The sequence below is a fragment of the Mesorhizobium sp. M0016 genome (genome assembly GCF_040324035.1).
Lineage (GTDB): Bacteria > Pseudomonadota > Alphaproteobacteria > Rhizobiales > Rhizobiaceae > Mesorhizobium.
This window is the reverse complement of the sequence record NZ_JAMYVM010000027.1, coordinates 52730-78610: the sequence shown is the minus strand read 5'-3', so window position 1 is coordinate 78610 and position 25881 is coordinate 52730. Positions and strand designations below refer to the sequence as shown.

The 25881-nt window shown below is 63.4% G+C and carries 22 protein-coding genes and 1 pseudogene; 9 read left to right on the top strand and 14 right to left on the bottom strand.

Annotation, left to right across the window (positions count from 1 at the left end):
- Nucleotides 1–174 precede the first annotated feature (174 nt).
- Nucleotides 175–1341 (top strand): acetyl-CoA acetyltransferase, encoded by a 1167-nt coding sequence (locus NKJ88_RS28170; protein ID WP_023684567.1) that lies wholly within the window; start codon nucleotides 175–177, stop codon nucleotides 1339–1341.
- Nucleotides 1342–1369: 28 nt separating this feature from the next.
- Nucleotides 1370–2374: an asparaginase gene (locus NKJ88_RS28165; RefSeq protein ID WP_023702222.1), complete on the top strand. Its 1005-nt coding sequence runs from the start codon at nucleotides 1370–1372 to the stop codon at nucleotides 2372–2374.
- Here the strand turns inward: NKJ88_RS28165 and NKJ88_RS28160 are convergent.
- Nucleotides 2367–3722 carry a TIGR03808 family TAT-translocated repetitive protein gene (locus tag NKJ88_RS28160; RefSeq protein WP_023749711.1) on the bottom strand — a complete coding sequence of 452 codons (1356 nt, stop codon included), beginning with the start codon at nucleotides 3720–3722 and terminating at the stop codon, nucleotides 2367–2369. The genes NKJ88_RS28165 and NKJ88_RS28160 overlap by 8 nt on opposite strands.
- Before the next feature lie 138 nt (nucleotides 3723–3860).
- On the opposite strand from NKJ88_RS28160, the gene greA reads away from it, so the two are divergent.
- Nucleotides 3861–4334: a transcription elongation factor GreA gene (greA, locus tag NKJ88_RS28155; protein WP_023702220.1), complete on the top strand. Its 474-nt coding sequence runs from the start codon at nucleotides 3861–3863 to the stop codon at nucleotides 4332–4334.
- A gap of 7 nt (nucleotides 4335–4341) precedes the next feature.
- Here the strand turns inward: greA and NKJ88_RS28150 are convergent, their stop codons facing one another.
- From NKJ88_RS28150 to NKJ88_RS28140, 3 genes are all read right to left on the bottom strand, one after another.
- Nucleotides 4342–4578: an AbrB/MazE/SpoVT family DNA-binding domain-containing protein gene (locus NKJ88_RS28150; protein ID WP_023702219.1), complete on the bottom strand. Its 237-nt coding sequence runs from the start codon at nucleotides 4576–4578 to the stop codon at nucleotides 4342–4344.
- 64 nt (nucleotides 4579–4642) lie between these two features.
- On the bottom strand, nucleotides 4643–6763 hold the full coding sequence (gene scpA, locus NKJ88_RS28145; RefSeq protein ID WP_023684565.1) for a methylmalonyl-CoA mutase: 2121 nt from the start codon (nucleotides 6761–6763) through the stop codon (nucleotides 4643–4645).
- Entirely contained in the window at nucleotides 6760–8202 is a 1443-nt protein-coding gene (locus NKJ88_RS28140; protein WP_352446356.1) for a methylmalonyl-CoA mutase subunit beta, read from the bottom strand. Before NKJ88_RS28140 ends, scpA begins: the two co-directional genes overlap by 4 nt.
- Before the next feature lie 350 nt (nucleotides 8203–8552).
- Here NKJ88_RS28140 and NKJ88_RS28135 point away from each other — a divergent pair.
- Nucleotides 8553–10096, top strand: a pseudogene (locus tag NKJ88_RS28135) (helicase HerA-like C-terminal domain-containing protein).
- Between the two features lie 70 nt (nucleotides 10097–10166).
- Nucleotides 10167–11036, top strand: a complete 870-nt coding sequence (locus tag NKJ88_RS28130; RefSeq protein ID WP_023705454.1) for an aldose 1-epimerase — start codon at nucleotides 10167–10169, stop codon at nucleotides 11034–11036.
- A 4-nt stretch (nucleotides 11037–11040) separates the two neighbouring features.
- On the opposite strand, the gene NKJ88_RS28125 is transcribed toward NKJ88_RS28130, so the two are convergent.
- From NKJ88_RS28125 to NKJ88_RS28085, 9 genes are all read right to left on the bottom strand, one after another.
- A complete protein-coding gene (locus tag NKJ88_RS28125; protein WP_023687219.1) occupies nucleotides 11041–11517 on the bottom strand; it encodes a DUF4189 domain-containing protein in 477 nt (158 codons plus the stop codon).
- Nucleotides 11514–12209, bottom strand: a complete 696-nt coding sequence (locus NKJ88_RS28120) for a hypothetical protein (RefSeq protein ID WP_023727661.1) — start codon at nucleotides 12207–12209, stop codon at nucleotides 11514–11516. Before NKJ88_RS28120 ends, NKJ88_RS28125 begins: the two co-directional genes overlap by 4 nt.
- Before the next feature lie 13 nt (nucleotides 12210–12222).
- On the bottom strand, nucleotides 12223–12798 hold the full coding sequence (locus NKJ88_RS28115; RefSeq protein WP_023670757.1) for an invasion associated locus B family protein: 576 nt from the start codon (nucleotides 12796–12798) through the stop codon (nucleotides 12223–12225).
- Nucleotides 12799–12807: 9 nt separating this feature from the next.
- Nucleotides 12808–17529, bottom strand: coding sequence for a YadA-like family protein (locus NKJ88_RS28110; protein ID WP_352446354.1), 4722 nt, complete (start codon nucleotides 17527–17529; stop codon nucleotides 12808–12810).
- A 1-nt stretch (nucleotide 17530) separates the two neighbouring features.
- Complete coding sequence (locus NKJ88_RS28105) at nucleotides 17531–17950, bottom strand: hypothetical protein (RefSeq protein ID WP_352446353.1); 420 nt, start codon at nucleotides 17948–17950, stop codon at nucleotides 17531–17533.
- A gap of 233 nt (nucleotides 17951–18183) precedes the next feature.
- Nucleotides 18184–19119 (bottom strand): helix-turn-helix domain-containing protein, encoded by a 936-nt coding sequence (locus NKJ88_RS28100; protein ID WP_306413643.1) that lies wholly within the window; start codon nucleotides 19117–19119, stop codon nucleotides 18184–18186.
- An 808-nt stretch (nucleotides 19120–19927) separates the two neighbouring features.
- On the bottom strand, nucleotides 19928–20128 hold the full coding sequence (locus NKJ88_RS28095) for a hypothetical protein (RefSeq protein WP_023684556.1): 201 nt from the start codon (nucleotides 20126–20128) through the stop codon (nucleotides 19928–19930).
- Nucleotides 20129–20417: 289 nt separating this feature from the next.
- Nucleotides 20418–21227 (bottom strand): L,D-transpeptidase, encoded by an 810-nt coding sequence (locus tag NKJ88_RS28090; RefSeq protein WP_023735542.1) that lies wholly within the window; start codon nucleotides 21225–21227, stop codon nucleotides 20418–20420.
- A gap of 175 nt (nucleotides 21228–21402) precedes the next feature.
- Complete coding sequence (locus tag NKJ88_RS28085) at nucleotides 21403–22065, bottom strand: haloacid dehalogenase type II (protein ID WP_023673689.1); 663 nt, start codon at nucleotides 22063–22065, stop codon at nucleotides 21403–21405.
- 168 nt (nucleotides 22066–22233) lie between these two features.
- Here NKJ88_RS28085 and NKJ88_RS28080 point away from each other — a divergent pair, with 168 nt between their 5' ends.
- The 4 genes from NKJ88_RS28080 to NKJ88_RS28065 all read left to right on the top strand — a co-directional run bounded on the left by NKJ88_RS28080 (nucleotide 22234) and on the right by NKJ88_RS28065 (nucleotide 25377).
- Nucleotides 22234–23112: a branched-chain amino acid aminotransferase gene (locus NKJ88_RS28080; protein ID WP_352446352.1), complete on the top strand. Its 879-nt coding sequence runs from the start codon at nucleotides 22234–22236 to the stop codon at nucleotides 23110–23112.
- 105 nt (nucleotides 23113–23217) lie between these two features.
- The gene (locus NKJ88_RS28075) at nucleotides 23218–23820 is read left to right on the top strand and encodes a superoxide dismutase (RefSeq protein WP_023673687.1); all 603 of its coding nucleotides are present in this window, start codon (nucleotides 23218–23220) and stop codon (nucleotides 23818–23820) included.
- A 159-nt stretch (nucleotides 23821–23979) separates the two neighbouring features.
- Nucleotides 23980–24417 (top strand): c-type cytochrome, encoded by a 438-nt coding sequence (locus tag NKJ88_RS28070; protein ID WP_023684552.1) that lies wholly within the window; start codon nucleotides 23980–23982, stop codon nucleotides 24415–24417.
- Nucleotides 24418–24426: 9 nt separating this feature from the next.
- A complete protein-coding gene (locus tag NKJ88_RS28065) occupies nucleotides 24427–25377 on the top strand; it encodes a cytochrome c (protein WP_352446351.1) in 951 nt (316 codons plus the stop codon).
- A gap of 20 nt (nucleotides 25378–25397) precedes the next feature.
- Here the strand turns inward: NKJ88_RS28065 and NKJ88_RS28060 are convergent, their stop codons facing one another.
- Nucleotides 25398–25787 (bottom strand): SET domain-containing protein, encoded by a 390-nt coding sequence (locus NKJ88_RS28060; RefSeq protein ID WP_023673684.1) that lies wholly within the window; start codon nucleotides 25785–25787, stop codon nucleotides 25398–25400.
- Between the last annotated feature and the right edge of the window lie 94 nt (nucleotides 25788–25881).

Genomic DNA, 25881 nt, shown 5'->3' with positions numbered 1-25881 from the left:
AAAACCGAAGATTATTTTTTATTGACGGATCAATCAATAAAAAACTCGCGCTCGGATCAATCGATCATGTCGCTCTGGCCCATCCTTTGGACTGGAAAACAGTTCACTGTTGAACAATATTAGAGGCTGATGCCGCGCTATGACATGTTAGGCTTGCGGCAAACGGAGGTTGCCATGACCGCATGCATCGTCGGATGGGCGCATTCGCGCTTCGGCAAGCTGGAAGGCGAGACGCTGGAAGGCCTGATCACCAAGGTCGCGGTCGACGCGCTCGACCATGCCGGCATCGGTCCGGACGAGGTCGACGAGATCGTGCTCGGCCACTTCAATGCCGGCTTTTCCCCACAGGATTTTACCGCCAGCCTCGTGTTGCAGGCCGACGACCGACTGCGCTTCAAGCCGGCGACGCGGGTCGAGAACGCCTGCGCCACGGGTTCGGCAGCGGTCCGCCAAGGCATCCGCGCCATCGACGCCAATGCCGCCCGCATCGTGCTGGTGGTCGGTGCCGAGCAGATGACGACGACCCCCGGCCCCGAGATCGGCAAGAACCTGCTCAAGGCTTCCTATCTGCCGGAGGAGGGCGACACGCCGGCCGGTTTCGCTGGCGTCTTCGGCAAGATCGCGCAGGCCTATTTCCAGCGTTATGGCGACCAGTCCGACGCGCTGGCGATGATCGCCGCCAAGAACCACAAGAACGGCGTCAACAATCCGTATGCGCAGATGCGCAAGGATTTCGGCTACGAGTTCTGCCGCCAGGAAAGCGAGAAAAACCCGTTCGTGGCCGGTCCGCTGAAGCGCACGGACTGTTCGCTGGTCTCCGACGGTGCTGCCGCCCTTGTGCTGACCGACACCTCGACGGCGTTGATGATGCGCCGCGCCGTCGCCTTCCGCGCCAACGAGCATGTCCAGGATTTCCTGCCGATGTCGAAGCGCGACATCCTGTCTTTCGAAGGCTGCGAGCAGGCCTGGAACCAGGCTTTGAAGAAGGCCGGCGTGACGCTCGACGACCTCTCCTTCGTCGAGACGCATGACTGCTTCACCATTGCCGAACTGATCGAATATGAGGCGATGGGCCTGGCCAAGCCGGGCGAGGGCGCCAGGCTGGCGCTAGACGGCACGACGGCAAAGGACGGCAGGCTGCCGGTCAATCCTTCGGGCGGGCTGAAGGCCAAGGGCCATCCGATCGGCGCCACCGGTGTGTCGATGCATGTGCTGACCGCCATGCAGTTGACCGGCGAGGCAGGCGGCATCCAGGTGCCGGGGGCAACGCTCGGCGGCATCTTCAACATGGGTGGCGCTGCCGTTGCCAACTACGTTTCAATCCTCGACCGGATCAGGTAGAAGCGGCCCGTATTTTTGGGGCGTGGTGATGACAAATCCGGTTCTGGTCGAGGTCTTGCGCGGCGCGATCGTCGAGAGCGCCCATCGCGGCGCTGTCGCAATCTTCGACGGTGACGGCAAGCCTGTCCTGGAGATCGGCCATACGGCGCGGCCGGTGTTTCCGCGCTCGGCGGTCAAGGCGATCCAGGCGCTGCCGCTGGTTGAAACGGGTGCTGCCGATGCGTACGGCTTCGGCGACCGCGAACTGGCGCTGGCCTGCGCTTCGCATTCGGGCGAACCCGCGCATGTCGAACTGGCGCAGGCGATGCTGGCCAAGGCCGGGCTCGACAAGTCGGCGCTGGAATGCGGCGCGCATTGGCCGTCGAGCCACGACGCGACGATCGCACTGGCCCGCACAGGCGTCTCGCCGAACGCACTGCACAACAATTGCTCGGGCAAGCATTCCGGATTTCTCTGCACCTGCGTGCACTCGGGGATTGCCCACCAAGGCTACGTCAAGGCAGGCCATGGTTTGCAGGAGATGGTGCGCGACGCCATGCAGGCGGTGACCGGCGCTGCCCACGATGCGGATCACCGGGCAACCGATGGCTGCTCGATCCCCACCTATGCCGTGCCGCTGAAAAGTTTTGCCCTTGGCTTTGCCCGCATGGCGACGGGCACGAGCTTTGGCCCTGAGCGTGCCAAGGCGGCCAAACGCCTGCTGTCTGCCTGCATGGCCGAGCCTTTCCTGGTCGCCGGCACCGGCAAGGCCGATGTGGCGCTGATGCAGGCCGCGCCCGGCCGCATATTCGTCAAGACGGGCGCCGAGGGTGTCTATTGCGCCGCCGTTCCGGAGCTTGGCCTCGGCATCGCGCTAAAATGTGATGACGGCGCCGGCCGCGCCGCCGAGGTGATGATTGCCGCTGTGCTGGCAAAACTTCTCAGCGCCGACGGCGCACTGGAGGCGAACCTTCTGGAGCGGGCCAATCCGCCGATCGAAAGCCGCATCGGCGCCAAGGTCGGCTCGCTGCGGCCGACGACGGCGCTCAGCTGACCCTGTTTCGCTCAACCGTCAGATGCGCATAGCCGCTTACGCTTGACCGCGCGAGGTCGCCGGTCGCCGGTTCGGCCCAGCGCTGGCCGATGATGGCGCCGTTCTTGGCGCCGTCGATGACGTTGTCGGAAATGATGGCGTTTCCAGCGCCTTCTACCACAGTGACGGCGATGCCGGTTCCGGCCTGACGGATGATGTTTCCCGTCGCCACAACATTGCGCATATAAGCGCCCCAGCCGATCTGCATGCCGTAGAGCGGCGCGTTCTCGATGACATTGCCCGAGACGGTGGTGTCGGCCTCGACGCTGATACCGACGCCGAAGCCCGGCGCGTCGGCGGGGTAGGGGCCGGTGGCCGAGAGGTTGCGCACGATGTTGTTCGAGCAGACACCCATACGGCCGCCGTCGTTGAAATTGACGATCGAGATGCCGTTAGCGGCACCATCGACGATGTTGTTGCCGATGATGGCGCCTTCGAAGGAGAATTCGGAATAGAGCGCCGTTTCGCCCGACCGCGAGCACGTGTTGCCGGTCATCTGCAGATTGCTGGAACTGTTGGCGCGGATCGCCGAGAAGGCGCAGTCCGAGACGAAGTTGCCGGTGAGCGAGACATTGCCGGCACGGAAGGCGTTGATGCCATTGCCGTTCTGCCCGGTGCCGCCGCCGCGCGCGCCGATCCGCTGCACGCGGTTGCCGCTGACCATCGTGCCGTCCTCGGCCTGCTGCCAGCGATGGACAAGAATGCCGCCATTGCCGCAGTCGGATACGGTGTTGTCGGATATCGCCAGGCCAGCGGCCTCGACGGAGTAGATGCCGGCGTCCGCAGCCCCCGAAATCTCGGAGCGCTCGATGCGGCCCGACGCATGCTCCAGCGCCAGCCCATGCTTGCCGCTGCCGGTGATCGTGCAATTGTCGATGACGAGATGGGCGACGCGGCGCAGGTCGAGCAGGCCTTGGGCATCGTCGGCCAACTCGCCGTTGGCGCCGTCGAAGACCAATGCGGTGAACTCTATATGCTCGGCCTGTTCGGCCGTCAGCAAATGGCCATTGCCGCCATAGAGGATGCGCGAGGCGCCCGGCACGCCCGAAAGCCTGACGCGGGCGGGCAGGGTCAGGTTGGACACGACATAGGTGCCCGGCGGCAGGAACACCGGCGCGTTGCGGTCGCTGGCCTCGGCTAGCATCCTGGCGAAGGCCTTGCTCTGGTCGTCCGGTGCGTCCGGCTCCACGCCAAGCTCGGCGGCGTTGATCGAGCCGCGCACCGCCGTTTTCGCCAAGGCGTTGCCCACCGAAAGGCCGAGCACGGCAAAGCCGGCCGTCCCCTTCAGAAGCGTTCGTCTGTTCAACATCGGCACATCCCTTGCGATCATCCGGCTGATCGCAGGAATTGGGCCAGCCGCATCGGTCTCCGCTCGGCCATAGTCCGGCCAATGACCGGGTCCGGCAAGTGGCTTGTGCAGTCACGGAAGCGGGCCTAAGTTTATCCGATGAGCAGAGCTTTTACCCGCGAGGAAGACAGCGAAAACGCCATTGCCGGCATCGGCGAGCGGCCGATCAGCCAACACCGCAATCTGGTGACGGAGCGCGGCCTGGCGATGATCGAGGACAATCTGGCCGATCTGCGCGACATTTTGGCGAAAGCCGAGCGAAAAGCCGATCGCGAGCGCATTGCCGTTGTCTCGCGCGACCTGCGCTACTGGACAGCGCGCCGCGAAAGCGCCGAGCTTTCCGTGCCGGAACCGGGCAGCGACCAGGTGCGCTTCGGCATGGGTGTCACGCTGGAAGGCGATGACGGCAAGAGAGTGCACTGGAAGATAGTCGGCGAGGACGAGGCCGACCCCTCAAAGGGCAGCATCTCACACGTCTCGCCAATGGCCGTGGCGCTGTTCGGCAAGAAGGTCGGCGACGTCGCAAGCGTCAACGGCAAAGAATGGGAAATCCTCAAGCTGTCGGACGCCTGACGCCAGCTCACCCTATTTGCACAGCCAGCTTTCGCAACGCGGGCTCATACTTGGCCATGACATCGCGAGCAGCACGTATTTGCCGTTCGACGTCGTCACACGGCACCGGCCTTAGGATGATGCCGTCGTCGGTTTCGATGATCTGGAGTTCATCGCCCACTTGCAGGCTCAAGCTGTCGAGCGTTTCCCGCGGCAGGATTACAACGCCCGATCCGTCCTCAAGTCCGTGAATGATGGTGTTCATAGCTATACCATAGGTTGCGCCCGATATTGCAACGCAACTTTGATAAGCAGTGCAACTGTTTCAATCAGCCCGCCAGCAGCCGGTCCAGCAACCGATCCGCAGCCTCCGGGATAACCGTCCCTGGCGGGAAGATTTCCGCGGCACCCGCTTCCAGCACTGCGCCGTAATCCTGCGGCGGGATGACGCCGCCGGCGACGATCAGCATGTCGCTGCGGCCGAGCTTCTTCAGCGCGTCGCGTAGTTCGGGGATCAGCGTCAGGTGCCCCGCCGCCAGCGATGAGGCGCCGATGACATGGACGTCCTGCGCCACCGCCAGCCTGGCGATCTCGTCGGGTGTCTGGAACATCGCGCCGACCGTCACGTCGAAGCCGAGATCGGCGAAGGCCGTGGCGATCACCTTCTGGCCACGGTCGTGGCCGTCCTGTCCCATCTTTGCGACCAGGATGCGCGGCTTGCCGCCGGACTTCTTCTCGAAAGCTTCGAGCTTCTCCAGCAATCGGTCGACCGTCAGATTGTCGCCAAGCGCATTGCGATAAACGCCGGAGATCGTTTGCACCGAGGCGACGTGACGGCCAAAGACCTTTTCGAGCGCCAGCGAGATCTCGCCGACCGTGGCATTGGCGCGCGCGGCGCGGATGGCAAATTCCAGCAGGTTTTCGTTACCCTGCGCAGCGCGGGTCAGCGCATCGAGCGCGCTCTCGACCGCGCCGACATTGCGCGTGCCTTTCAGGTTCTGCAGCTTCGACAATTGCCGGGCCTTGACCTCGGCATTGTCGATCTTCAGCACGTCGACGTCGATTTCGTTCTCGGGGCGATGCGCGTTTACGCCAACCAGTATCTGCTCGCCGGAATCGATACGCGCCTGCGTGCGCGCCGCCGCTTCCTCGATGCGAAGTTTTGGAATGCCCTGTTCGGTTGCTGCCGCCATGCCGCCAAGCGCCTCGACCTCTTCGATATGGGCGAGCGCACGCGCCGCCAGATCGTGCGTCAGCCGTTCGATATAGGCCGAGCCGCCCCACGGATCGATGATGCAGGTGGTGCCGGATTCCTTCTGCAGGATCAACTGCGTGTTGCGGGCGATGCGCGCCGAGTGGTCGGTCGGCAGCGCCATCGCCTCGTCGAAGGAGTTGGTGTGCAGCGACTGGGTATGTCCCTGCGTCGCCGCCATCGCCTCGATCATGGTGCGGGTGATGTTGTTGTAGGGGTCCTGCGCCGTCAGCGACCAGCCGGAGGTCTGGCAATGGGTGCGCAGCGACAGCGAGCGTTCGTCGTTCGGTGCAAAATTCTTCTGCATCAGGGTCGCCCACAACAGGCGCGCCGCGCGGAGCTTGGCGATCTCCATGAAGAAGTTCATGCCGATCGCCCAGAAGAAGGAAAGCCGCGGGGCGAAACGGTCGATGTCGAGCCCGGCGGCGACGCCGGCGCGGGCATATTCGATGCCGTCGGCGATGGTGTAGGCGAGCTCCAGGTCCGCGGTCGCGCCGGCCTCCTGCATGTGATAGCCGGAGATCGAGATCGAATTGAACTTCGGCATGTGCTGGGAGGTATAGGAGAAGATGTCAGACACGATCCGCATCGAGGGCTTCGGCGGATAGATGTAGGTGTTGCGGACCATGAACTCCTTCAGAATGTCGTTCTGAATGGTGCCGGCGAGATCCTTCTGAGCAACGCCCTGTTCTTCGGCCGCGACGATATAGAGCGCCATGATCGGCAGCACCGCGCCGTTCATGGTCATCGACACCGTCATCTCGCCCAGCGGAATGCCGTCGAACAATTGCCGCATGTCGAGGATGGAATCGATGGCCACGCCCGCCATGCCGACATCGCCGGCAACGCGCGGATGGTCGCTGTCATAGCCGCGATGGGTGGGCAGATCGAAAGCGACCGAAAGGCCCTTTTGGCCGGCGGCGAGATTGCGCCGGTAGAAGGCGTTGGATTCCTCGGCCGTCGAGAAGCCGGCATATTGCCGGATCGTCCACGGCTGCTGGACATACATGGTCGGGTAGGGACCGCGCACGAAGGGCGGCATTCCCGGATAGGTGTCGAGATGCGGCAGCCCCTTGAGATCGCCCTGGCTGTAGAGATGCTTGACGGCAATACCTTCCGGCGTCAGCCGCTGGCCCTTGACCTCGACCGGCGCGCGCCGTGGCGCCGACCAGCCAATGTGGCTGAAATCCGGGATCACTGTGCGGCTCCGATTGCCTGGTCGATGCGGACCGGAAACAGCGCCTCGCACACCGCCACGCCCTCTGTGAAAGGCGGCCGCCGCTCAGCCGCCAGCGTCTCGACCGGGGCATCGTTTTTCAGCGGGTAAAGCGTGGTGCCGATGATTGCCCGTTCACCCGACCGGTAGGCCTCGGCGCGGCGCTCGGATGCTGCCTTGACGCGCTTCTGGATATGCCCTTGCTGCAGGCTTGCCAGAACGCCGCCTTCCGCTTCGATCCGCTGGAACTCTTCCCACGCCGCTTCGCACAGGCCCAGGGTCAGCGCCTCGACTGCGCCCGACCCAAATGCTGGGTCGGCGACATGGTCGATATGGCTTTCATTGGCCATGATCAACTGCGCATTGCGGGCGATGCGGCGGGCAAAGCCGGCCGGCAGCCCGAGGGCGACGGTGTGTGGCAGGATGGAGATCGAGTCCGCGCCGCCTGCTGCCGCTGCAAAGCTGGCGATGGTGGTGCGCAGGATGTTGGTTTCGGGATCCGCCGCCGTCATCATGCGGAACGACGTCTCGGCATGGATGTTGGCTGTCGATGCCGGGATGGAACAGGTTTCCTGGATGCGCGCCCACAGCCTGCGCAAGGCCCGGACCTTGGCCATCGACAGGAACTGGTCCTGGTCGACGCTCAGCGCAAAGCCGATATGGGGAGCGGCATAGACAAGCGGCTGGCGCGCATCCTCGAACATGCTGAGGTATGACACGGCGGAAGCGAGCATGGTGCCGAGTTCCTGCGCTTCCGTGGCGCCGGCATTGTGGAACACCCGCCCGTCGGCCTCCAGCAGCACACCCGGCACGCCCAGCGAGAAGAAATGCGCCAGCGATTGCGGCATCGATGCCTGCAACGCCTCGATCGACATGCGCAGCCGGCCGGTACCGGCAAAGATTGCCGCCGGGTCGATGCCGAAGGAGAGGTTCAGCTTTGCCGGGTCGGAGCGGCGCTTGCTCAGGAACGCCACCAGCCAGTCGGCGACGGCACGGCTCCAGGGATGGGCGTCGATGCGGATCTGCGTGCGGTTGAGCGGTACGCCATCCAGCACCGTTTCCAGCGCCTGCGCCGTCCTTGGCAGGCCATAGCCGAACGCATTCGGAGCACCCTCGAAGACAAGCGACAATCCCGTCGCGCCTTGTGCCACATCGTCCAGGGCCTGCGCCTTGGCGCAGCCGATATCGGGATCGTCAATGCGCTGGCTGACAATCCAGGGCAATTTGGGGTTGGCGCGCACAAGCGGCTCGGCGCCGCCGGCGCGATCGTAGAGCGGTTCGATGCGAATCTGATCGTCGGTATGCGAGACCAGTTTTTCCTCGAAGGAGGCGCCGGCGAGAGCCTTTTCGGCCAAGGCCAGCCAACGCTGGCGCTCGACATCAGCGGGTTCGACAGTCCTGGTCAAGGCTCCGGCGCCCATCCATGTTCCTCTTTTCTATGCGGCCGCACCAGCGTCAGCCGTCCAGTCTACGGTTCCCTGCCAGATATCGCAATGCGATGCGCCTGCGACGGCTGGATTCGATGTCCTGGATATAGGGCAGCCTACGTGGACGAACCATGAACGATTGCCAAACAGCGGCAAAATCCGCAAGCTCCAAAAAACCGATTTGGAGGATTGGTTCAATTTAGACGATTGGCCCAATCTGGATGAATAGCCAACTGGGTGGATAGCCCAATTGGAGAATAGCATTGTCGCTGCGCAATGGCCTGACTATACCCTGCGGCACGGCCACAGGCTTTTAACACATCAGTTTGCGGAGACATGGCCATATGGCTGACGACACCAGCATTTTCCTGGCGCCAGCCGCAAGCCCGACGACAGCTATCAGCGCGCCGAACAGCTCTTGCTGCAATATGGCAACCGCCATGGCCTGATCACCGGCGCCACCGGCACCGGCAAGACGGTCAGCCTGCAGATCCTGGCCGAGGGGTTTTCCAATGCCGGCGTGCCTGTGTTCTGCGCCGATATCAAGGGCGACCTGTCTGGCATCGCCATGATGGGCAAGGCGCAGGATTTCCTGGTCAAGCGGGCCGAGCAGGTCAAGCTCGATCCCTATGACTTCCAGGAATTCCCGGTCATCTTCTGGGACCTGTTCGGCGAGCAGGGCCATCCGATCCGCGCCACCGTCTCGGAAATGGGGCCGCTGCTTCTGTCGCGGCTGATGAACCTCTCCGAAGCGCAGGAAGGCATCATGAACATCGCCTTCCGCATCGCCGATGAGGATGGCCTGCTGCTGCTCGACATGAAGGATCTGCAGGCGCTGCTGGCCAACATCGCCGAGCGCGCCGACGAGATCAGCTCGCGCTACGGCAATGTCACCAAGCCGTCGGTCGGCGCAATCCAGCGCACGCTTCTGGTGCTGGAACAGCAGGGTGCGGCGCATTTCTTCGGCGAACCGGCCTTGCGCATTGCCGACATCATGCGCACCACTCGCGACGGTCGTGGCGCCATCAGCGTGCTTGCCGCCGACAGATTGATGATGAACCCCAGGCTCTACGCCACCTTCCTGCTCTGGCTGATGTCGGAACTGTTCGAGGAATTGCCCGAGGTCGGCGATCCCGACAGGCCGAAGCTGGTGTTCTTCTTCGACGAGGCGCATCTGCTTTTCGACGAAGCGCCGAAGGTGCTGATCGACCGCGTCGAACAGGTGGTTCGCTTGATCCGCTCCAAGGGCGTCGGCGTCTATTTCGTCACGCAGAACCCTTTGGACATCCCTGAAAAGGTTCTCGCCCAGCTCGGCAACCGCGTGCAGCACGCGCTGCGCGCCTATACGCCGCGTGAGCAGCAGGCGGTCAAGACCGCCGCCGACACCTTCCGGCCCAACCCGGATTTCGACTGCGCCACCGCCATCACCCAGCTCGGCACCGGCGAGGCGCTGGTCTCGACGTTGGAGGTCAAGGGCGTGCCGTCCATGGTGCAGCGGACATTGATCCGGCCGCCATCGTCTAGGCTTGGCCCGATCACGGCGGACGAGCGCCGCAAGCTGATCGACCAGAGCCCGGTCGCCGGCCAGTACGACCAGACCATCGACCGCGAATCGGCCTTCGAGATGCTGCAGAAGAAAGCCAGGGATGCGCAGGACGAGCAGGCGCAGCAGGCCGACAGCGGGCGCTCGCGCTGGACCATTCCGGGCTTCGGCAATGACGATCCGCCGCCGCAGCAATCAGGCGGTCGCCGGGCCCCTGCACCACGGCCGTCCAACCGCCAGACGGTGGCCGAAGCCGCGATCAAAGCGGTGGTGCGCTCGGTCGGCTCGTCGGTCGGCCGCGCGATCGTGCGCGGGATTCTGGGCAGCCTGTCCAGGGGGCGGTAAAAAGTGTCAGCCAGCCCGCCTCGGACATGATCAGCGGCCAAAATATCGCTATTGACGGCGGTTGGTAGGGATGGCCGGCCTCCTGGAACTGCGCGACGACCGCGCCCGTCTGGTCCTGGCGCCGCAAAAGGGCGCAGCGATCGCCCGCTTCGACGCACTGGTCTGCGGCGCAACGGTGCCGCTGCTCCGCCCCGACGATGGCACCGGCGCCTCCGGCTGCCAGCTTCTGGTTCCCTGGTCGAACCGCATCTCAGGCGGCGGTTTCGCCTTCGACGGCCGCTTCCATGCGATCGAGCCGAACGTGCCGGGGGAGGCCTTTCCAATCCATGGCGACGGCTTCCAGAGGGAGTGGCGGATTGCCAGCCACAGCGCCACCGAGGCAGAACTGGTCCTCGACGCCGGTGAAATCGGCCCCTACCGATATACGGCGCGGGTCGCCTATGCGCTGCATGACGGGGCCTTGGATGCCACGCTCACGGTGGAGAATCGCACCGGCATTCGCCTGCCTTACGGGCTCGGCTTTCATCCGTGGTTCCCGCGCAGCGCCGGAACGACGCTCGAGGCGAAGGCGGCGCGGGTCTGGCTGGAGGACAAGCATCATCTGCCGGTCGGCGTGGCGCCGGTGGCCGATTACCCCGCGTGGAATTTCTCGAACGCCTCCCTGTTGCCGCGAAGCTGGGTCAACAACGCCTTCGACGGCTGGGACCGCCGCGCCAGGATCACCCGGCCCGAGGACAGGATCGCCATCTCGCTCACCGCCTCGCCATTGCTCGACGTCTTCATCCTCTATTCGCCGTCGCAGGATGCCGATTTCTTCTGCTTCGAGCCGGTGTCGCATACCGTCGATGCGCATCACGGCAAAGGGCTGACCCCGCTTGAGCACGGCGCTACGCTGAGTGCAAACATGCGCCTCGATTGGCGTTCCGCTGCTTCGCTCTGATGCGTCATGTGCACACCCACTCGCGGATCTTGCATTTTTGTCCGTTCCGCTCGCACGCCTGCAGTGTCAGGTCTTCGGCATCCCGGCGTGTTTGCGCCGTCTCGGCGCCCCAACTGGTCAGCCGCCCTTCCGGCTTCTCGCCTACGGCGAGGGCGCCGCAATGCTTGTAGGGAAAGCCGGTATTGTCGTCATCGTCCCAATGGCGATGATTGCGGAATACGCTGACCACGGCGCAGCTGCCGCCGCCGGCGTTCTGGCAATGCTTCAGCGCGATGTCCATCGCCTCCTGCCGCTTGTCGGCGCCCCAAAAGAAGCCGTGCTTCTCGTCGGGGCTCGAATAGGCGATCGCCGCCCAGATGCCTCTCTCCTCCTGGGCCGGCGGCTCGGGCACGTCCGCCGCCGGGGCTAGGTCCGCCGCGCCCAGCCGCCCGGCGCAAAGCAACAGCATGCCGATCGCCGCAATGGCGGAATTCACCCTCATTGTACGCCTCCTTGTTTACCTGCTGCCGAGGCCACGGAAATGACGACGCAGCTGTTGCCGGTTGGCAGCAGCATCGCGTTGCCCCCTCCATTGGCCAGTTCATAGACGCTGATTTGTCCAAGATTGTTGGCGAGCTTGCTGTCTTTCGGAAGCAGGGCCGGAACATCGGCGCAATTGGCCGCGAATGGCGCCACCCTGACCATCGTACCTTCGCAAACGGATGCGGTGGGTGCCGCGAACACCAGACCTGCCGCCGGGCCGCTGTAGCCCTGTGTAGCGTAGTTCATGCCGACCAAGGCTTCCACGAGGTGTTTGTCGGGGGCCTCGTTGTTCCAGATCGACTGGACGCTGTACGTCGTGCCGGTCGTCAGCATCTGCCCAAGGGCTGGGAAAATGTTGGAACAAGACTGCAAGCCTGCCTCTTTGGCGTGTTGCAGAAATGGCGTCTCGGCCAGGGCCGGATTGGGCTGGTTGGTCTCCGCGACCGCCGGCTGCGGCAGTAAATTGTGGAGCAGGTCGTAGCGCATGGCCGCGAAGCCGGCCGTGGCGACGACGGCAATGGCGAGCAACGAGAAGACAGCGGTCCTCGCGCGGTTTCGTTGCGGTCTGCTCCGGTCTTCGATGCCGACCCGGACAGCATCCTTTCCCTGGTTGCGGGACATTATCCGGTCATGGATCGATTGCTGGTTCATCGCGATTGCCTCGTCAATTGATCGCCGCAACGGCCGCGGCCAAGCCCTTGAGGGTCGCGGTTACGTTGATCGTCCTGCCATCCGTGGTCGGGAAGGAGATGACGGATGCCGCGGCCTTCGAAATCTGTTCGCGCATGATCGGACCAACCGGCAGCATGCCGACGCAGACGGCCTGATTGCATCCGTCGAGTTGAATTTTTATCGGCTCCTTGCGCCCCTCGAATGTCAGCGAGACAGGAGCGTCGCTCTTGGCGATCGGCGGGGCGCGCAAGATCATGTAGGGGTTGCCTTCCTTGGTGGCGGCAAGCGACCAGCTGAACGCAACCTGTCCTGCCTGGTCCTCGATGATCTGGGTGACATTGCAGACCTTTTGGCGCGCCTTCAGGTTCTCGTCGCAGATCAGCGTCCAGTTCTCGAACGGACGGGTGGTCCGTTGATATTCGCCAAGCTTCGCATCCGCAGGGATCGCTACGTCGGAAGGTTTTACCCTGTAGCCGGAAGGGATTGCTTCCTGCCCGGCCGCTAACGGGCCGGACAGGAGCATTGACGTCATGGATATCGCGACAGCAAGGACTGCCTGCCTGATCATGGCCGGGCTCTAGTTCAGCGTAAGGCTGACGCCCGCGCCGACACCCCAGTGTCCGCCTGCCGTCGTACCGGACAGGTTCGCTCGAACACGTCCTTCCTCGCTGGTGTAGCCGGCGCCGAAGGCCAGGGCGCCTTCACCGCGCCAATAGCCTCCGCCGGCGGCCACGCTCAGCTTGCCGGGACGATCGTCGTAGCGCAGCGAGCCGGCCGCCAAGCCGATTGCCGCAGCCTGGCGCGCCTCGCCCCTGACCTCTCCCATGTCCATGTTGAGCTGGCTGAGTTTGGAGTCCGCATACGCATTGGCTTGCTGCAGCGTGGTGGCCGCCACCTGGTTGGTGTAGTTCTTCGAATTGTCTAGGTTGAGTGCTAACCCGCTGTTGAACTGCTGAACATTGACCGCATCGGTGTTGGCAACGCCCGGCCCGACATTGTGGATGACCACCGGCGTGTTCGGGTCGCCGCCGGCAAGGGTAATCGAGTTGGACTTGTTGCCGTTCCCGTCCTTGTCGTACTGGACGGCGAACTGATTCAGGTCGCCGACGCTACCCTGCATGGCTTCGACCGCCTGGTTGGTGGCGAAGAGCTGGCTGCCGTTGATGGCGTCGGTGGAGGTGCCGCTGATCCGGCCCGCCGCGACATTGGTGACGGTGCGCTCGTTGCCGACGGTGCCGACGCTGACCGTGCTGGTCGGAGCTGTTCCGGCGAAGGTATAGGCAACGCCGTTGATCGTGGTGCCGGTGGTGGCGACCGCCGCCGCCGTCGTCGAGCCCGCGCCGAGCGCGACGCTGCCCGGCTCGTTGGCCTTTGCGCCGGCGCCGAGCGCCACCGCCTGCGCTCCGTTGGTGGTCGCGTTGGTGCCGAGGGCGATGCTGTCGGCCTGGTTGACCGTCGAATTCTGGCCGATCGCGATGCCTCCCGGCGCCGTCTGCTGCACGATGGCGCCGTTGCCGATGCCGATGCCATTGTCGCCATTGACGGTGGTGCGCGGACCGACCGCAACCGAATCGACGCCGACCGCGAGCGAATCCGCTGCCGTCGAATTGGCATGGAAGTACAGGCTCCCCGTCACCGCGAACGAGCTCAGCGCGCCCTTCAACTGGCGAAGCGTGACCGCGTCCTGGTCCTGCGTGCCGTCGGCCACGTTGATGATCTGGCGATAGGAGGTGGAGGTGCCGACCGAGACGGCGCCGAGCAGGCTCATGTCCGCGGTGTTGTAGGGAATGAGGCCGGTGCCGGAGAGGATCGACCCCGATACGGGCGCGACCGCCCGATCCGAAACCGAGCCGGCGCCAAGCGCCACGCCGCCGATGACGCTGGCCTGGGTGTCGCGGCCGAGCGCCAGCGCATTGTCGGCGCTCGCGGTCGCCTGGTAGCCCAGGGCGGAAGAGCCGATCCCTTGCGCGAAGGAGTCCGCGACGGCAAGCGTCCTGTCGTTGGTGCGCACATAGCGGATGCCGTCGCCATTGGCGTCGGTGTAGGCCAGCGAGGTGTCGCCGGCAATATTGCTGATCGAATTGCCGAGATTGGTGATGTCAGCAGTATTGGCGGCGATATCGGTGGTGTTCTGCGTCACCTGCTGGTTGGTCGCAAACAGCTGCGAGCCGTTGACCGCATCGGTCGAGGAGTTGCTCAACTGCCCGGCCGCGACGTTCTGGATCTGGCGTTCGGCGCCCACCGAGCCGACCGAGAATGCACCCGCGGGCGTCGCGCCGGCGAAGGTGTAGGCAACGCCGCCGATCGTGGTGCCGCCGACCGCCGTGGTCACGGTCGACACCGCATTCGCGCCGATCGCAACGTCGCCGGCATTGTTGGCCACGGCATTCGGGCCGACCGCAACGGAATCCGTCCCCAGGGCCTGGGAATCCGCCAGCGTCGAATTGGCATGGAAATACTTGATGCCGCCGCCGGTGCTGATGCTGTTGATTGTGTTGCCGAGATTGGTGATGTCGGCGGTGTTGGCGGCGATGTCGGTCGTATTCTGCGTCACCTGCTGGTTGGTGGCGAAGAGCTGCGAGCCGTTGATCGCGTCGGTCGACGAATTGCTGAGCCGGCCCGCCGCGACATTGGTGATGGTGCGTTCCGCGCCGACCGCGCCGACGCTGACGGTGCTTGCCGGCGTCGTGCCGGCGAAGTTGTAGGCGACGCCGCCGATCGTCGTGCCGGCGGTGCCGACCGCCGCGGCGGTTACCGAGCCCGAGCCGAGCGCCACGTCGCCGGCGTTGCTGGCGTTGGCGAGGGCGCCCAGCGCGATTGCATTCTGGGCGCCGGCATTCGCTCCTACGCCGAGAGCGGTCGCTTGAAAGGCGGTTGCAAACGCGTTCTGGCCGATCGCGGTGCTGGACGTGGCTGTGGCATTGGCGTTGGCACCGACGGCGGTGCTGTATTGGCCCGAGGCCTTGGAGATGTATCCCATCGCCGTTGCGTCAAGCGCCGATGCGACGGCGCCGCTGCCGAAGGCCGAGGCGTTGGCGTCGGAGGCGCTCGAATTGGTGCCGGCCGCGATGGCGTTTGTCCCCGTCGCGGTCGCGACTGGTCCGATAGCAACGGAGTCCGTGCCCGTTGCGGACGAGTCCGCCGCCGTCGAATTGGCGTGGAAATACTTGATGCCGCCACCGGTGCTGATGCTGTTGATCGTGTTGCCGAGATTGGTGATGTCGGCGGTGTTGGCGGCGATGGCCGTCGTGTTCTGCGTCACCTGCTGGTTGGTGGCGAAGAGCTGCGAGCCATTGATGGCGTCGGTCGACGAATTGCTGAGCCGGCCCGCCGCGACATTGGTGATGGTCCGCTCCGCGCCGAGCGCGCCGACGCTGACAGTGCTCGTCGGCGTCGTGCCGGCGAAGCTGTAGGCCGTGCCGCCGATCGTCGCGCCGCTGGTGCCGACCGCCGTCGCGGTCACCGAGCCCGAACCGAGCGCTACGTCGCCGGAGCTTGCCGTCGCCGTCGCGCCGTTGCCCAGCGCGACATTGCCGGCAAGGCCGGCTGCACCCGCCGTCGAGCCATTGCCCAGCGCCACGGAGCCTTGCCCGACGGCCTTGTTGTTGTTGCCGATGGCAACCGCGCCTGCGGCCTGGTTTGCGGCTGTGGCGGTTGCCGTGCCGTCGCTGTTGGCGATGTTGTTGGCGCCGCCGGTGAAGGCGCCGGTGCCGCTGGCATAGCTCGGATCGCCGATGGAGACCGCGCCGTTGCCGTAAGCCGTGTTGCCCGAACCGATGGAGACGGCCTTGCCGCCGGTTGCCACCGCATTGGTGCCCATGGCGACCGCTTCGGCCGAATCCGCCTTGGCGTTGTTGCCCACGGCGATGGCGCTCGTGGCGCTGGCGGTGGAGAGGGCGCCCAGCGCAACCGCATTCTGGGCGCCGGCATTCGCTCCTACGCCGAAAGCGGATGCTTGAACGCCGGTTGCAAACGCGTTCTGGCCGATCGCCGTGCTGGACGTGGCGGTGGCGTTTGCGTTGGCGCCGACGGCGGTGCTGTATTGGCCCGAGGCCTTGGATATGTACCCCATCGCCGTTGCGTCAAGCGCCGACGCGACGGCCTCACGTCCTACGGCAGCGGAATCGGCGCCGCTGGCGACAGTTCCCCAGCCTACGGCGGTCGCATAGTTGTTGCTGGCCGTGGAACTGGTGCCTAGAGCAGTGGCATTCCCTCCCGAAGCGACGGACAACGTGCCCAAGGCGTTGGAGCCGGCTCCAGTGGCATTAGCCTGAACGCCGAGTGCAACGGAATTGACACCGCTCGAGATCGTGCCTTGGCCCAACGCCATCGCGCCACCCGCTCCTGTAGCCTTCGCATTCAGGCCAATGGCAACCGCGTATTGCGCCGACGAAACGGACGAACGTCCCATCGCAATGGCATCGACCTGGGATGCTGTCACATCTGTGCCGATGCCGACCGCGCCTTGGGCCAGCGCTCCCGTTCCGGCCGCGGTACGTGAGCCGAGATAGACGGAGTTTATCGCCGTAGCAGTCGACTGGAATCCGATGGCGACGGCATTCTGGTTGCTTGCTACGGCGCTGTTACCTTGGGCAATCGAATCCACGCCGGATGCCGTTGCCCCGAACCCGAGCGCGGTGGCGCGCAATCCGGTCGCCCGGGTAACAGGGCCGATCGCGGTCGAGTTGACTCCGTCGGCACGCGCATTATTGCCAAAAGCGGCCGCGCTTGTGGTTGCAACCGAATTGACGCCAATAGCGCTTGCTGCGTCCCCGTTGGCCTTGGCGTTCCCGCCCACGGCGAGGGCATTGACGCCGGTTGCGCCTGCGAAGACACCTATGCCTATGGAATTGAGGCCATTGACACCCATCGCATAGCCGATGGCGATCGTGCCGTCGCCCGTTGCACTGTTGGAACTGCCCAACGCCACGCTGTTATTGCCATTCGTCGCGGCGCCGTTACCGATGGCGACGGCGTTGCCGCCGGTCGCCGAACCGCCGCCAGCCTGATATTGTGCCTGGGCCGGTGTGGCGAGGCCGAGCGCGGCGATCGCGGCCAGGCCGCCGAGCACGCTGGCCGGGCTCACGCCACAGGCCAGAGCCGAACGCACGCTGGTGCCGCTTCCCAATGTTCCCAGACCCATATTCTTGCGACCGAATCCAAGAACCCGGTGAGCCATGCGCAGCACCGCCATCAGGCGGCGCCGCACCGAGCGGCTGTCGGCCGCGCCCGCGATCCAGTTTCCGACAAAGCTTGAAGAAAGTTCGATCCTTCTCCGCCCCTCGACGCGTTTGGTCATGCTAGTTTTTCCTCGCAATTGCCGAGGCGCTCTGATGTGCCGCACCATTCGCCTCGGTGGCCAAAAAATCTTCGAAATTGCGCGTCTTCTCCCGCAACGAGAGACCGACCTTCGCGCCTTGTTTTTCAATCAGCTGATAGGCGCTCGCGACCCATGGCTGCGTCGGTTCTGGAACCGCATGCAGTGCAGCCTCCGTCCGTTCCGGCGGCAGGTTTACCGCCACCAGCGCGCGGCAGAGATCGAAATGAAATCCCGGATCGCCTTCACCACAAGCCGGAGAGGTCAGTCCAAGCACGAAACAGGCCAGGAGATGGTCGAGTTCCACAGCGCTGATCCGGCTGGCGTATTGGCGTTGCAGTGCAGCCCAGGCCGCTTCGGCCTTAGGCGCGAAGACCTCGATTTCCGCGAATTGAATGTCCATGGGACAATCCGACATGCTGTATCATCTGGTTGCTCCCCCGCCCCAAATGACTTCAATCGCGACCATGAGCACATTCGCGGTGCAGGTATTTTGGAATAATCCGGAATCTTTGTAGGAAAATCCGGTATTTGGTCCCTGCGCGACAACTGTGACTGCTCTGCCACACAACCTTCGACTATACTGAAGATCAATCGAGGTATCGCCGCGGACAATCATGCGCACCGCAACAGTCGTTAACGTTGCAGCTTCACCTGCCTGGGGGTTCTGTTCCGGTATCTGGACATGGTGACTGTCAAGTGGCTCTGGTCCGAGAATCCACTGAGATGAGCGACTTCCGCAATCGACAGGTCGCTCTCGATGAGAAGTTTTTCGGCGAAATCGAGACGCAGCCGCAGCAGGTATTTGTGCGGCGGCTCGCCAAAGGTCTTGGTGAATGCCAGGATGAAATGGCTCGGCGAAAGGCCACAGAGTGCGGCCAGCTCGGCCACCGCGATTTTGCTGGAAAAATTTACCTCCAGGAATTCGCGCACCCGCCGGGCGCTGCGGTTCGACAGACCGCCCTTTGGGGCTTGTGGCAACTTTCGCGCTCCTGCGTAGTTCCGAAGCAAATGGACGCCGAACATGGTGACCAACGAATCGATATAGAACTCGTTTGGAGTTTCCCGATCCGTCAGTTCCGCCTTCAGCAACTGCGCGAGTTGCAGCGCTTGGAAGTCGACGGTCCCGTACGGCGGCGGCTGAAGCTCGGCATGGCCGGTGTCGAATTCACGCGTTGCCAGCTCGAAGAGACTCTCGGGGGTGAGCGCCACGATTACGCTTTCCGTGGTGGATGACCGAGTCACCTTGCCGCCGAGGTCGGCTGGGACGATCATGATCATGCCGACGTCGCCGTCGTATTCGTGGACTTTGTCGCTGCCCAGCGATGCCGCAATCCCTGGTGAGGGTGTAAGCAGAACCGAAGCGAAATGTTCCGCCGCTTTGAATGTGTGTGATCCCGGCCCATGAACGACATGTGCCGCGCCGCCTCGAAACGTGACCAGGTAGCGCCCCGCGCTTTCCGGAATTCCGTCGAAGATGCGACGATCCGCGCGCCGCCGCTCTGTCCCGGCGCTTTCCTGGACGTTGCCTCTATGTTGCATCTTCGTCTCTGCCACTGCTGCGCCGATCAATCCAATCCTGTGCTGTATCGAGGCGCCCAGAATTCACGTTTGCTCCTGGGCGTTCCTTCGAATCCTACAGATGCTGCTTTATATTGCAAAGAAGAATTTGAGCTCAAATGAAAATTTTACCAGGATTTTGACTATAAATTTACAGGTTTGAATTTTTAGCCAAGGCTACCTGACTATTTTCCGATCTTATCTTACCATTTTGCCTAGTTATTGTGCATAGTGTGCCGTCGCATCCAGCGTTGTATTCTGAATATAGATCGCGCGGCCATTGACAGAGCTGGTCGACTATCTGTCATTGCCACGGACGATCCGGCAGCAGTTATCGCCCGAATCATGGCTTCTTTCCCTTGTGCTTCTTCATGGCGGTGGCCAAATGGCCTTGATCCGAAAATCCCGCGAGGTAGGCGACTTCGGCGATGGCGACCCTCCGGGAGCGATCCAGGGCTGCGGACAGAGCATATCCCGCTCCCCCGCATGGTTGCTCTTCTGGGATTGGCATTTTCGGGCATTATGTCCGAGGGCGTGCCGATCGACCCGATCGGCGCCTGCGCTGCGTTCCTGAACCTCGCCCGCATTTTTCATTCAGCCTTGCCTCAGCCGCTTTGCCAGCCCATCGAAATTCCGTGCCGTGCAAACAGCCAACCCGGAAATCCGGACGGTAATTTGTATCCCCCATAGTCCTGCCCAAAGGCAGCGTAGCGCATCCCGTGGATAGAAAAAACATTGTAAGTGAAGAAAAAAGTTCGCGCGAGAAAAACATGGCCTGGCTTGGCCGGCGCTACGGAATTATCCGGCTCACGCAGGCCTGCTAAAGATCGCCTCGGCGTTTCTCGTACAGATCCCAGGACAGCTCGACCATGGCCAGAAGAACGTCTTCCTGGCTCCACCCGGCGGCAACCGCCGCCTCGACAATTCCGCGGACGAGCGGCAGCAATTGGCGCTCGCATTCGGCCGACAGGTTGGCCTCGGCGCCGTCGGCAGGCGGACTATCGAAATCAAATCCCACCATCGGCGTTCCCCCGCCATCAATGATCTAATGAAATGTATGTCTCTGCAATCATACTCCCGTCTAATATACATCAATCGGTAACGAAACACAGCAGCGTCGAGATTGACAGGGCATGGCCGCCCCGATTGCAGCGGCTCCATGGTTCGTCTGGACGTCTTTTTTGGCCTCCTGTTGCCGGCATTGCACATCTTGGATGCGAACCCCAGGCATTCGCGTAAAGCTATCGGGATCCTGGCGAGCTTTGCCGCATGGAGCGGAACCTGCCGCTTCATGGCATCGATGAAGTCGATCAGGTCACCGGGCCGAGCAGGACCGAGCCATCCGGCACCCCGCCATCGATCGGGATGGCTCTGCGGTTTGCGCCCGCCGCCATCGGCTGGCCGATGTCGGACGTCACGATGACCGGGCTCTTCGACGGCACGCGGTCGTAGAGGTCGATGATGTCCTGATTTATCAGGCGCACGCAGCCTGACGAGACGGATTTGCCGATCGAGTTCCATTCCGGCGAGCCATGCAGGCGGTAGAGCGTGTCGACGTTGTCGTGGAACAGGTAGAGCGCGCGGGCGCCGAGCGGGTTCTTGAGGCCGCCGGGCATGCCGCCGTTCTTGGCGCTGTATTCTTCCAGTTCAGGCTGGCGGGCAACCATCTCATCGGGCGGCGTCCATTTCGGCCATTTCTGCTTCCACTGGACGACGGCGTCTCCCGACCATTCGAAGCCGGCGCGGCCGAGGCCGACGCCGTAACGGATCGCTTGGCCGCCTTCGCGCACCAGATAGAGGAAATGGTTGGTCGTATCGACGATTATGGTGCCTGGCCGCTGGCCGGTCGGATCGGGAACGATCTGGCGCAGGAACTGCGGGTCCATCTTCTTGATCGGGATGGCCGGGAGCTCGAACCCGCTGTCGGAAATCGGGCCGTACATCGTCGCATAGTCGCCGAGCGGCGGCTCGTCATAGGTCGGCGGTGGCGGTTCGACCGGCGCCGGCGCTGGTCCGGTGGTGGTGCAGGCGGAGACCGCAATCGAAGCGGCGCCAAGGGCTGCAGCATTCAGAAAGCCGCGACGGCTCAGGCGATAGGGGTCGATTTCGGTCTTCAACATGGTTGCCTTTTGTAAGTCTCGAATCGCAAGAAAGCGTGAATGCCTTCAAGCGGCGCAGTGGTCGGCCTCCCCCAATGCCTGACGCGATAGGCGGTTCCGATTCTGGCCTGAGGGTGGACAAACAAAGGCGAAGCTGTGACCGCCCTGCCACTGTTGCTCGAAGGCAACAGAGTGATCAGCCGCCGGTCAGCAGGCCTTCAAGCGACGGCAGGATCAGCGCCGGCGGGAAATCCCGGTATTCCTCGGGCTGGTTGGCGCGGTTGATCCATACGGTGCGAAAGCCGAATTTGGTGGCGCCGGCGACGTCCCAGCGGTTGGACGACTGGAACGAGACGGCGCCCGGATAGAGTCGCCAGCCCGTCGCCACCATGTCGTAGGTCGACGGGTCGGTCTTGAAGCGCCTGACGGCGTCAACCGAAAAGATATCGTCCAGCACCTGGTCGAGGGCGGCCGACTTGACCGCCGCTTCCAGCATCTCGGGCGAGCCGTTGGACAGGATTGCGAGCTTGGCGCCGGATGCTTTCAGCGCCTTGAGCACGGCCGGCACTTCCGGATAGCAGTCGAGCCGCCAATAGGCTTCGAGCAGCTTGGCCTTCAGTCCCTTGTCGGCGGAGGGAACCTTGAGCAGGGCGAAATCGAGCGCCTGTTCGGTGAGCTGCCAGAAATCGGCATAGCCGCCCATCAGCGTGCGCACCCAGGAATATTCCAGCTGCTTGGCGCGCCAGATTTCCGAAAGCAGCGGGCCGTCGGGGCCGATCTCGCCGTCATGACGGCGCACGGCTGCGTGCACGTCGAACAACGTGCCATAGGCGTCGAAAACGTAAGCCGCGTAATGCATGGCGACAGTTTTGAGGGCAGGCGGCGCAAGGTGCAAGCATCGATTGTGGTCTTGATCGCTTTCTTGGGGCGCTCTGGCCTCAACAAAAACCGCTCCATGCCGGTTGACGGCGCCGGTCAAAGCATCTTCCAATGCTTGGCACAGGCAGCTTTGAAGCGGAACCGAACAATGACACTGGTGACTGCGGCGCTATCGGCGACATGGACCTTCGTCGACGGCGACTGGTACGAAGGCAACGTCGCCATTCTGGGTCCGCGCAGCCACGCCATGTGGCTCGGCACCAGCGTCTTCGACGGCGCCCGCTGGTTCGAAGGCGTCGCCCCCGATCTCGAGCTGCATGCCGCCAGGGTGAACGCATCGGCGATCGCGCTCGGCCTCGCGCCATCGATGAACGTCGACCAGATCGTCGGCCTGACCTGGGACGGGCTGAAGAAGTTCGACGGCAAGACAGCGGTCTACATCAGGCCGATGTACTGGGCCGAGCATGGCGGCTATATGGGCGTGCCGGCCGATCCGGCCTCGACCCGTTTCTGCCTCTGCCTTTACGAATCGCCGATGATCTCGCCGACCGGCTTTTCGATCACCGTGTCGCCGTTCCGGCGGCCGACCATCGAGACCATGCCGACCAATGCCAAGGCCGGCTGCCTCTATCCCAACAATGGCCGCGCCATTCTCGAAGCCAAGGGACGCGGCTTCGACAATGCGCTGGTGCTGGACATGCTGGGCAATGTCGCCGAGACCGGAACCTCGAACATCTTCCTGGTCAAGGACAGCCACGTGTTGACGCCGGCGCCCAACGGCACCTTCCTGTCCGGCATCACCCGCTCGCGCACCATGACGCTGCTTGGCGATTACGGCTTCAAGACCACGGAGAAGATGCTGTCGGTGCGCGACTTTCTTGAAGCCGACGAGATATTTTCGACCGGAAATCATTCCAAGGTCGTGCCGATCACCCGCATCGAGGACCGCGATCTGCAGCCCGGGCCGGTGGCCAAGAAAGCGCGCGACCTTTATTGGGAATGGGCGCATTCGACTTCCGCCGGTTGAGCCGCTAAAAGGCAATTGGCGCTTCATTCCGGAGTTGTTCCAGATCAATGCAGCCCTATCTTAATCCGGTATCCGCACCGGATTTTTCCATGAGGAGTATGACCGATGGCTTTTGAATTGCCCGCCTTGCCCTACGACTACGAGGCCTTGCAGCCTTACATGTCGAAGGAGACGCTGGAGTATCACCACGACAAGCACCACAAGGCTTATGTCGACAACGGCAACAAGCTGGCCGCCGAAGCGGGCCTTGGCGATCTGTCGGTCGAAGAGGTGGTCAAACAGTCGTTCGGCAAGAATGCCGGCCTCTTCAACAACGCAGCCCAGCACTACAACCACATCCATTTCTGGAAGTGGATGAAGAAGGGCGGCGGCGGCAACAAGCTTCCGGGCGCCCTGCAGAAGGCTTTCGACGCCGACCTCGGCGGCTACGACAAGTTCAAGGCCGACTTCATCGCCGCCGGCACCACGCAGTTCGGTTCGGGCTGGGCCTGGGTCTCGGTCAAGGACGGCAAGCTGGCGATCTCCAAGACGCCGAACGGCGAGAACCCGCTCGTCCACGGCGCATCGCCGATCCTCGGCGTCGATGTCTGGGAACATTCCTATTACATCGACTACCGCAACGCGCGGCCGAAATATCTCGAGGCCTTCGTCGACAGCCTCATCAACTGGGACCATGTCCTTGAAATGTACGAAGAGGCGAAAGCCTGATCGACCCAGAGAAGCCCCGGTACTCCGGGGCTTTTCTTTCTCAGCTGAAGCAGCAGGCACTCAAAATTCGGCGGAATCCGGCCGGCGGACAGGGAATAATCCCGGCCCGCCCTCCGTTAACGTTAGGTCGCGACCCCTCATCATCCTGGAGCCAATTGAATGAGAAAGCTTGTTATCGCCATCTCTATGCTCAGCCTCGCCGCCTCGGCGGCTTTTGCCGACCCGATCCTCGACCGACAGGGACTGATGAAGGAACGAGGCAAGATCGTCGGCGGCCTGTCAAAAATCGCCAAGGGCGAGGCAGACTTCGATGCCGCCGCCGTGCTGACGGCGCTGCAGGCGCTGCAAGTCAATGCCGAGAAGTTCGATGTCGACACGCTGTTCCCGGCCGGCAGCGACAGCGGTGATACCACCGCCTCGCCCAAAATCTGGAAAGACATGGCGGGCTTCAAATCGACCGAAGACAAGTACCTCGCCGACGTCAAGGCCGCAGTCGCCGCCGCACCCGCCGATGTCGATGCGTTGAAGGCGCAGATCGATACGCTCGGCAGTGATTGCGGCACCTGCCACAAGACCTATCGGGTGAAGAAGAGCTGATCCCGGGCAATGCCCTTGTGGAAAAAATTTGTCGGCGCCGCCCTTGTCCTGGGTGTCGTCGGTGCCGGCGCCGGCTGGCTGTTGTCGGCGCCGGTCAAGCTCGACACTGACACCCTGGCGCAGCTCGGCCCCGGCGACGCCGCCAGGGGCAAGCGCATTTTCAATGCCGGCGGCTGCACCTCCTGTCACGGCAAGCCAGGCTCGCAGGGTGACGCCCGTTTGCAACTGGTCGGCGGCCTCGAGCTCAAGACGCCGTTCGGCACCTTCGTGCCGCCCAACATCTCGCAGGATCCCAAGGACGGCATCGGCGCCTGGACGGTCGAGGACCTTGCCAACGCCATGCTGAAGGGCGTGTCGCCGTCGGGCGAGCATTTCTATCCGGCCTTCCCCTACACATCCTACGCCCGCATGAAGCCGGCTGATATTGCCGATCTCTATGCGTTCCTGAAGACGCTGCCGGCGGTCGCCGGCAAGGCGCCGGACAATTCCCTGAGTTTCCCCTTCAACATCCGCCGCGGCCTCGGCCTGTGGAAGCGGCTCTATCTCAGCAAAGAGCCGGTGATTGCCTTTGCCGATGGCACGCCTGATCCGGTACTCGCCGGCCGCTATCTGGTCGAGGGGCCTGGCCATTGCGGCGAATGCCACACGCCGCGCGACTTCACCGGCGCCACCAGGAAGAGCCAGTGGCTGGCTGGCGCGTCGGCAGCCGAAGGCAGCGGCGTCGTGCCGAACATCACATCGGGCGAGGGCGGGCTCGGTGACTGGTCGGAAGCCGACATCGCCAACTATCTCGAAACCGGTTTTACCCCCGATTTCGACTCGGTAGGCGGCGCCATGGTCGACGTGCAGCGCAACATGGCCGAACTGCCGCCGGGAGATCGCGCGGCAATAGCCGCCTATCTCAAGGCGGTGCCGCCGCATCCCAACGGCTACCCGGTGCGCAGCAAGCCGGCCAAGTGATCCCGGCTACAGGTGGCCATCTACAGGTGGCGATCGCCGAGGAAGTCGAAGCCCGTCTCGAAGAAATGGCTGTAATTGCAGGTCAGTTCCTCGCCGGGTGCGATGTCGCGCAAGGCATAGGTTTCCTCGGGCGAGGAGACATCGCAATTCGGTTCGTCGTCATGGTTCATGTAGCGGGCGTCGTCGGCTTCGAAGACGATGTAGTTCGGATCCCGGCGGTCTGGATAGGAATAACGGTCGAGATAGTTCTTCACCGGGCCGCTCTCGCCTTCATAGGTCTCGACGTCGATGATCCGGTCGAATCTGGGGTCGAGCTTCCAGACCAGCGTGCCCTTGGCAATGTGGTTCCTGGCGAAAACCCCGATGCCCTGGATCGGTGATTTCTCGAGATAGGTGTCGACGAGCAACATAGTGGCCCCTTTGCGTATGTCATGGTCTGGAAGGTGGCGCGCATTGGGTAGCGCGCAGCCATTGCAAATGCGAGTGAAAATGAGCAGCCTGGAA

Excerpts from the sequence above, each read along its gene's own strand:
- NKJ88_RS28125 (WP_023687219.1), bottom strand. The coding sequence starts at position 11,517 with ATGAGGGTGAATTCCGCCATTGCGGCGATCGGCATGCTGTTGCTTTGC.
- NKJ88_RS28085 (WP_023673689.1), bottom strand. The coding sequence starts at position 22,065 with ATGCATTACGCGGCTTACGTTTTCGACGCCTATGGCACGTTGTTCGAC.
- NKJ88_RS28065 (WP_352446351.1), top strand. The coding sequence starts at position 24,427 with ATGCCCTTGTGGAAAAAATTTGTCGGCGCCGCCCTTGTCCTGGGTGTC.
- NKJ88_RS28075 (WP_023673687.1), top strand. The coding sequence starts at position 23,218 with ATGGCTTTTGAATTGCCCGCCTTGCCCTACGACTACGAGGCCTTGCAG.
- NKJ88_RS28090 (WP_023735542.1), bottom strand. The coding sequence starts at position 21,227 with ATGTTGAAGACCGAAATCGACCCCTATCGCCTGAGCCGTCGCGGCTTT.
- NKJ88_RS28115 (WP_023670757.1), bottom strand. The coding sequence starts at position 12,798 with ATGATCAGGCAGGCAGTCCTTGCTGTCGCGATATCCATGACGTCAATG.
- greA (WP_023702220.1), top strand. The coding sequence starts at position 3,861 with ATGAGCAGAGCTTTTACCCGCGAGGAAGACAGCGAAAACGCCATTGCC.
- NKJ88_RS28095 (WP_023684556.1), bottom strand. The coding sequence starts at position 20,128 with ATGGTGGGATTTGATTTCGATAGTCCGCCTGCCGACGGCGCCGAGGCC.
- NKJ88_RS28170 (WP_023684567.1), top strand. The coding sequence starts at position 175 with ATGACCGCATGCATCGTCGGATGGGCGCATTCGCGCTTCGGCAAGCTG.
- NKJ88_RS28070 (WP_023684552.1), top strand. The coding sequence starts at position 23,980 with ATGAGAAAGCTTGTTATCGCCATCTCTATGCTCAGCCTCGCCGCCTCG.
- NKJ88_RS28130 (WP_023705454.1), top strand. The coding sequence starts at position 10,167 with ATGGCCGGCCTCCTGGAACTGCGCGACGACCGCGCCCGTCTGGTCCTG.
- NKJ88_RS28140 (WP_352446356.1), bottom strand. The coding sequence starts at position 8,202 with ATGGGCGCCGGAGCCTTGACCAGGACTGTCGAACCCGCTGATGTCGAG.
- NKJ88_RS28080 (WP_352446352.1), top strand. The coding sequence starts at position 22,234 with ATGACACTGGTGACTGCGGCGCTATCGGCGACATGGACCTTCGTCGAC.
- NKJ88_RS28060 (WP_023673684.1), bottom strand. The coding sequence starts at position 25,787 with ATGTTGCTCGTCGACACCTATCTCGAGAAATCACCGATCCAGGGCATC.
- NKJ88_RS28110 (WP_352446354.1), bottom strand. The coding sequence starts at position 17,529 with ATGACCAAACGCGTCGAGGGGCGGAGAAGGATCGAACTTTCTTCAAGC.
- NKJ88_RS28160 (WP_023749711.1), bottom strand. The coding sequence starts at position 3,722 with ATGTTGAACAGACGAACGCTTCTGAAGGGGACGGCCGGCTTTGCCGTG.
- NKJ88_RS28165 (WP_023702222.1), top strand. The coding sequence starts at position 1,370 with ATGACAAATCCGGTTCTGGTCGAGGTCTTGCGCGGCGCGATCGTCGAG.
- NKJ88_RS28150 (WP_023702219.1), bottom strand. The coding sequence starts at position 4,578 with ATGAACACCATCATTCACGGACTTGAGGACGGATCGGGCGTTGTAATC.
- NKJ88_RS28120 (WP_023727661.1), bottom strand. The coding sequence starts at position 12,209 with ATGAACCAGCAATCGATCCATGACCGGATAATGTCCCGCAACCAGGGA.
- NKJ88_RS28105 (WP_352446353.1), bottom strand. The coding sequence starts at position 17,950 with ATGGACATTCAATTCGCGGAAATCGAGGTCTTCGCGCCTAAGGCCGAA.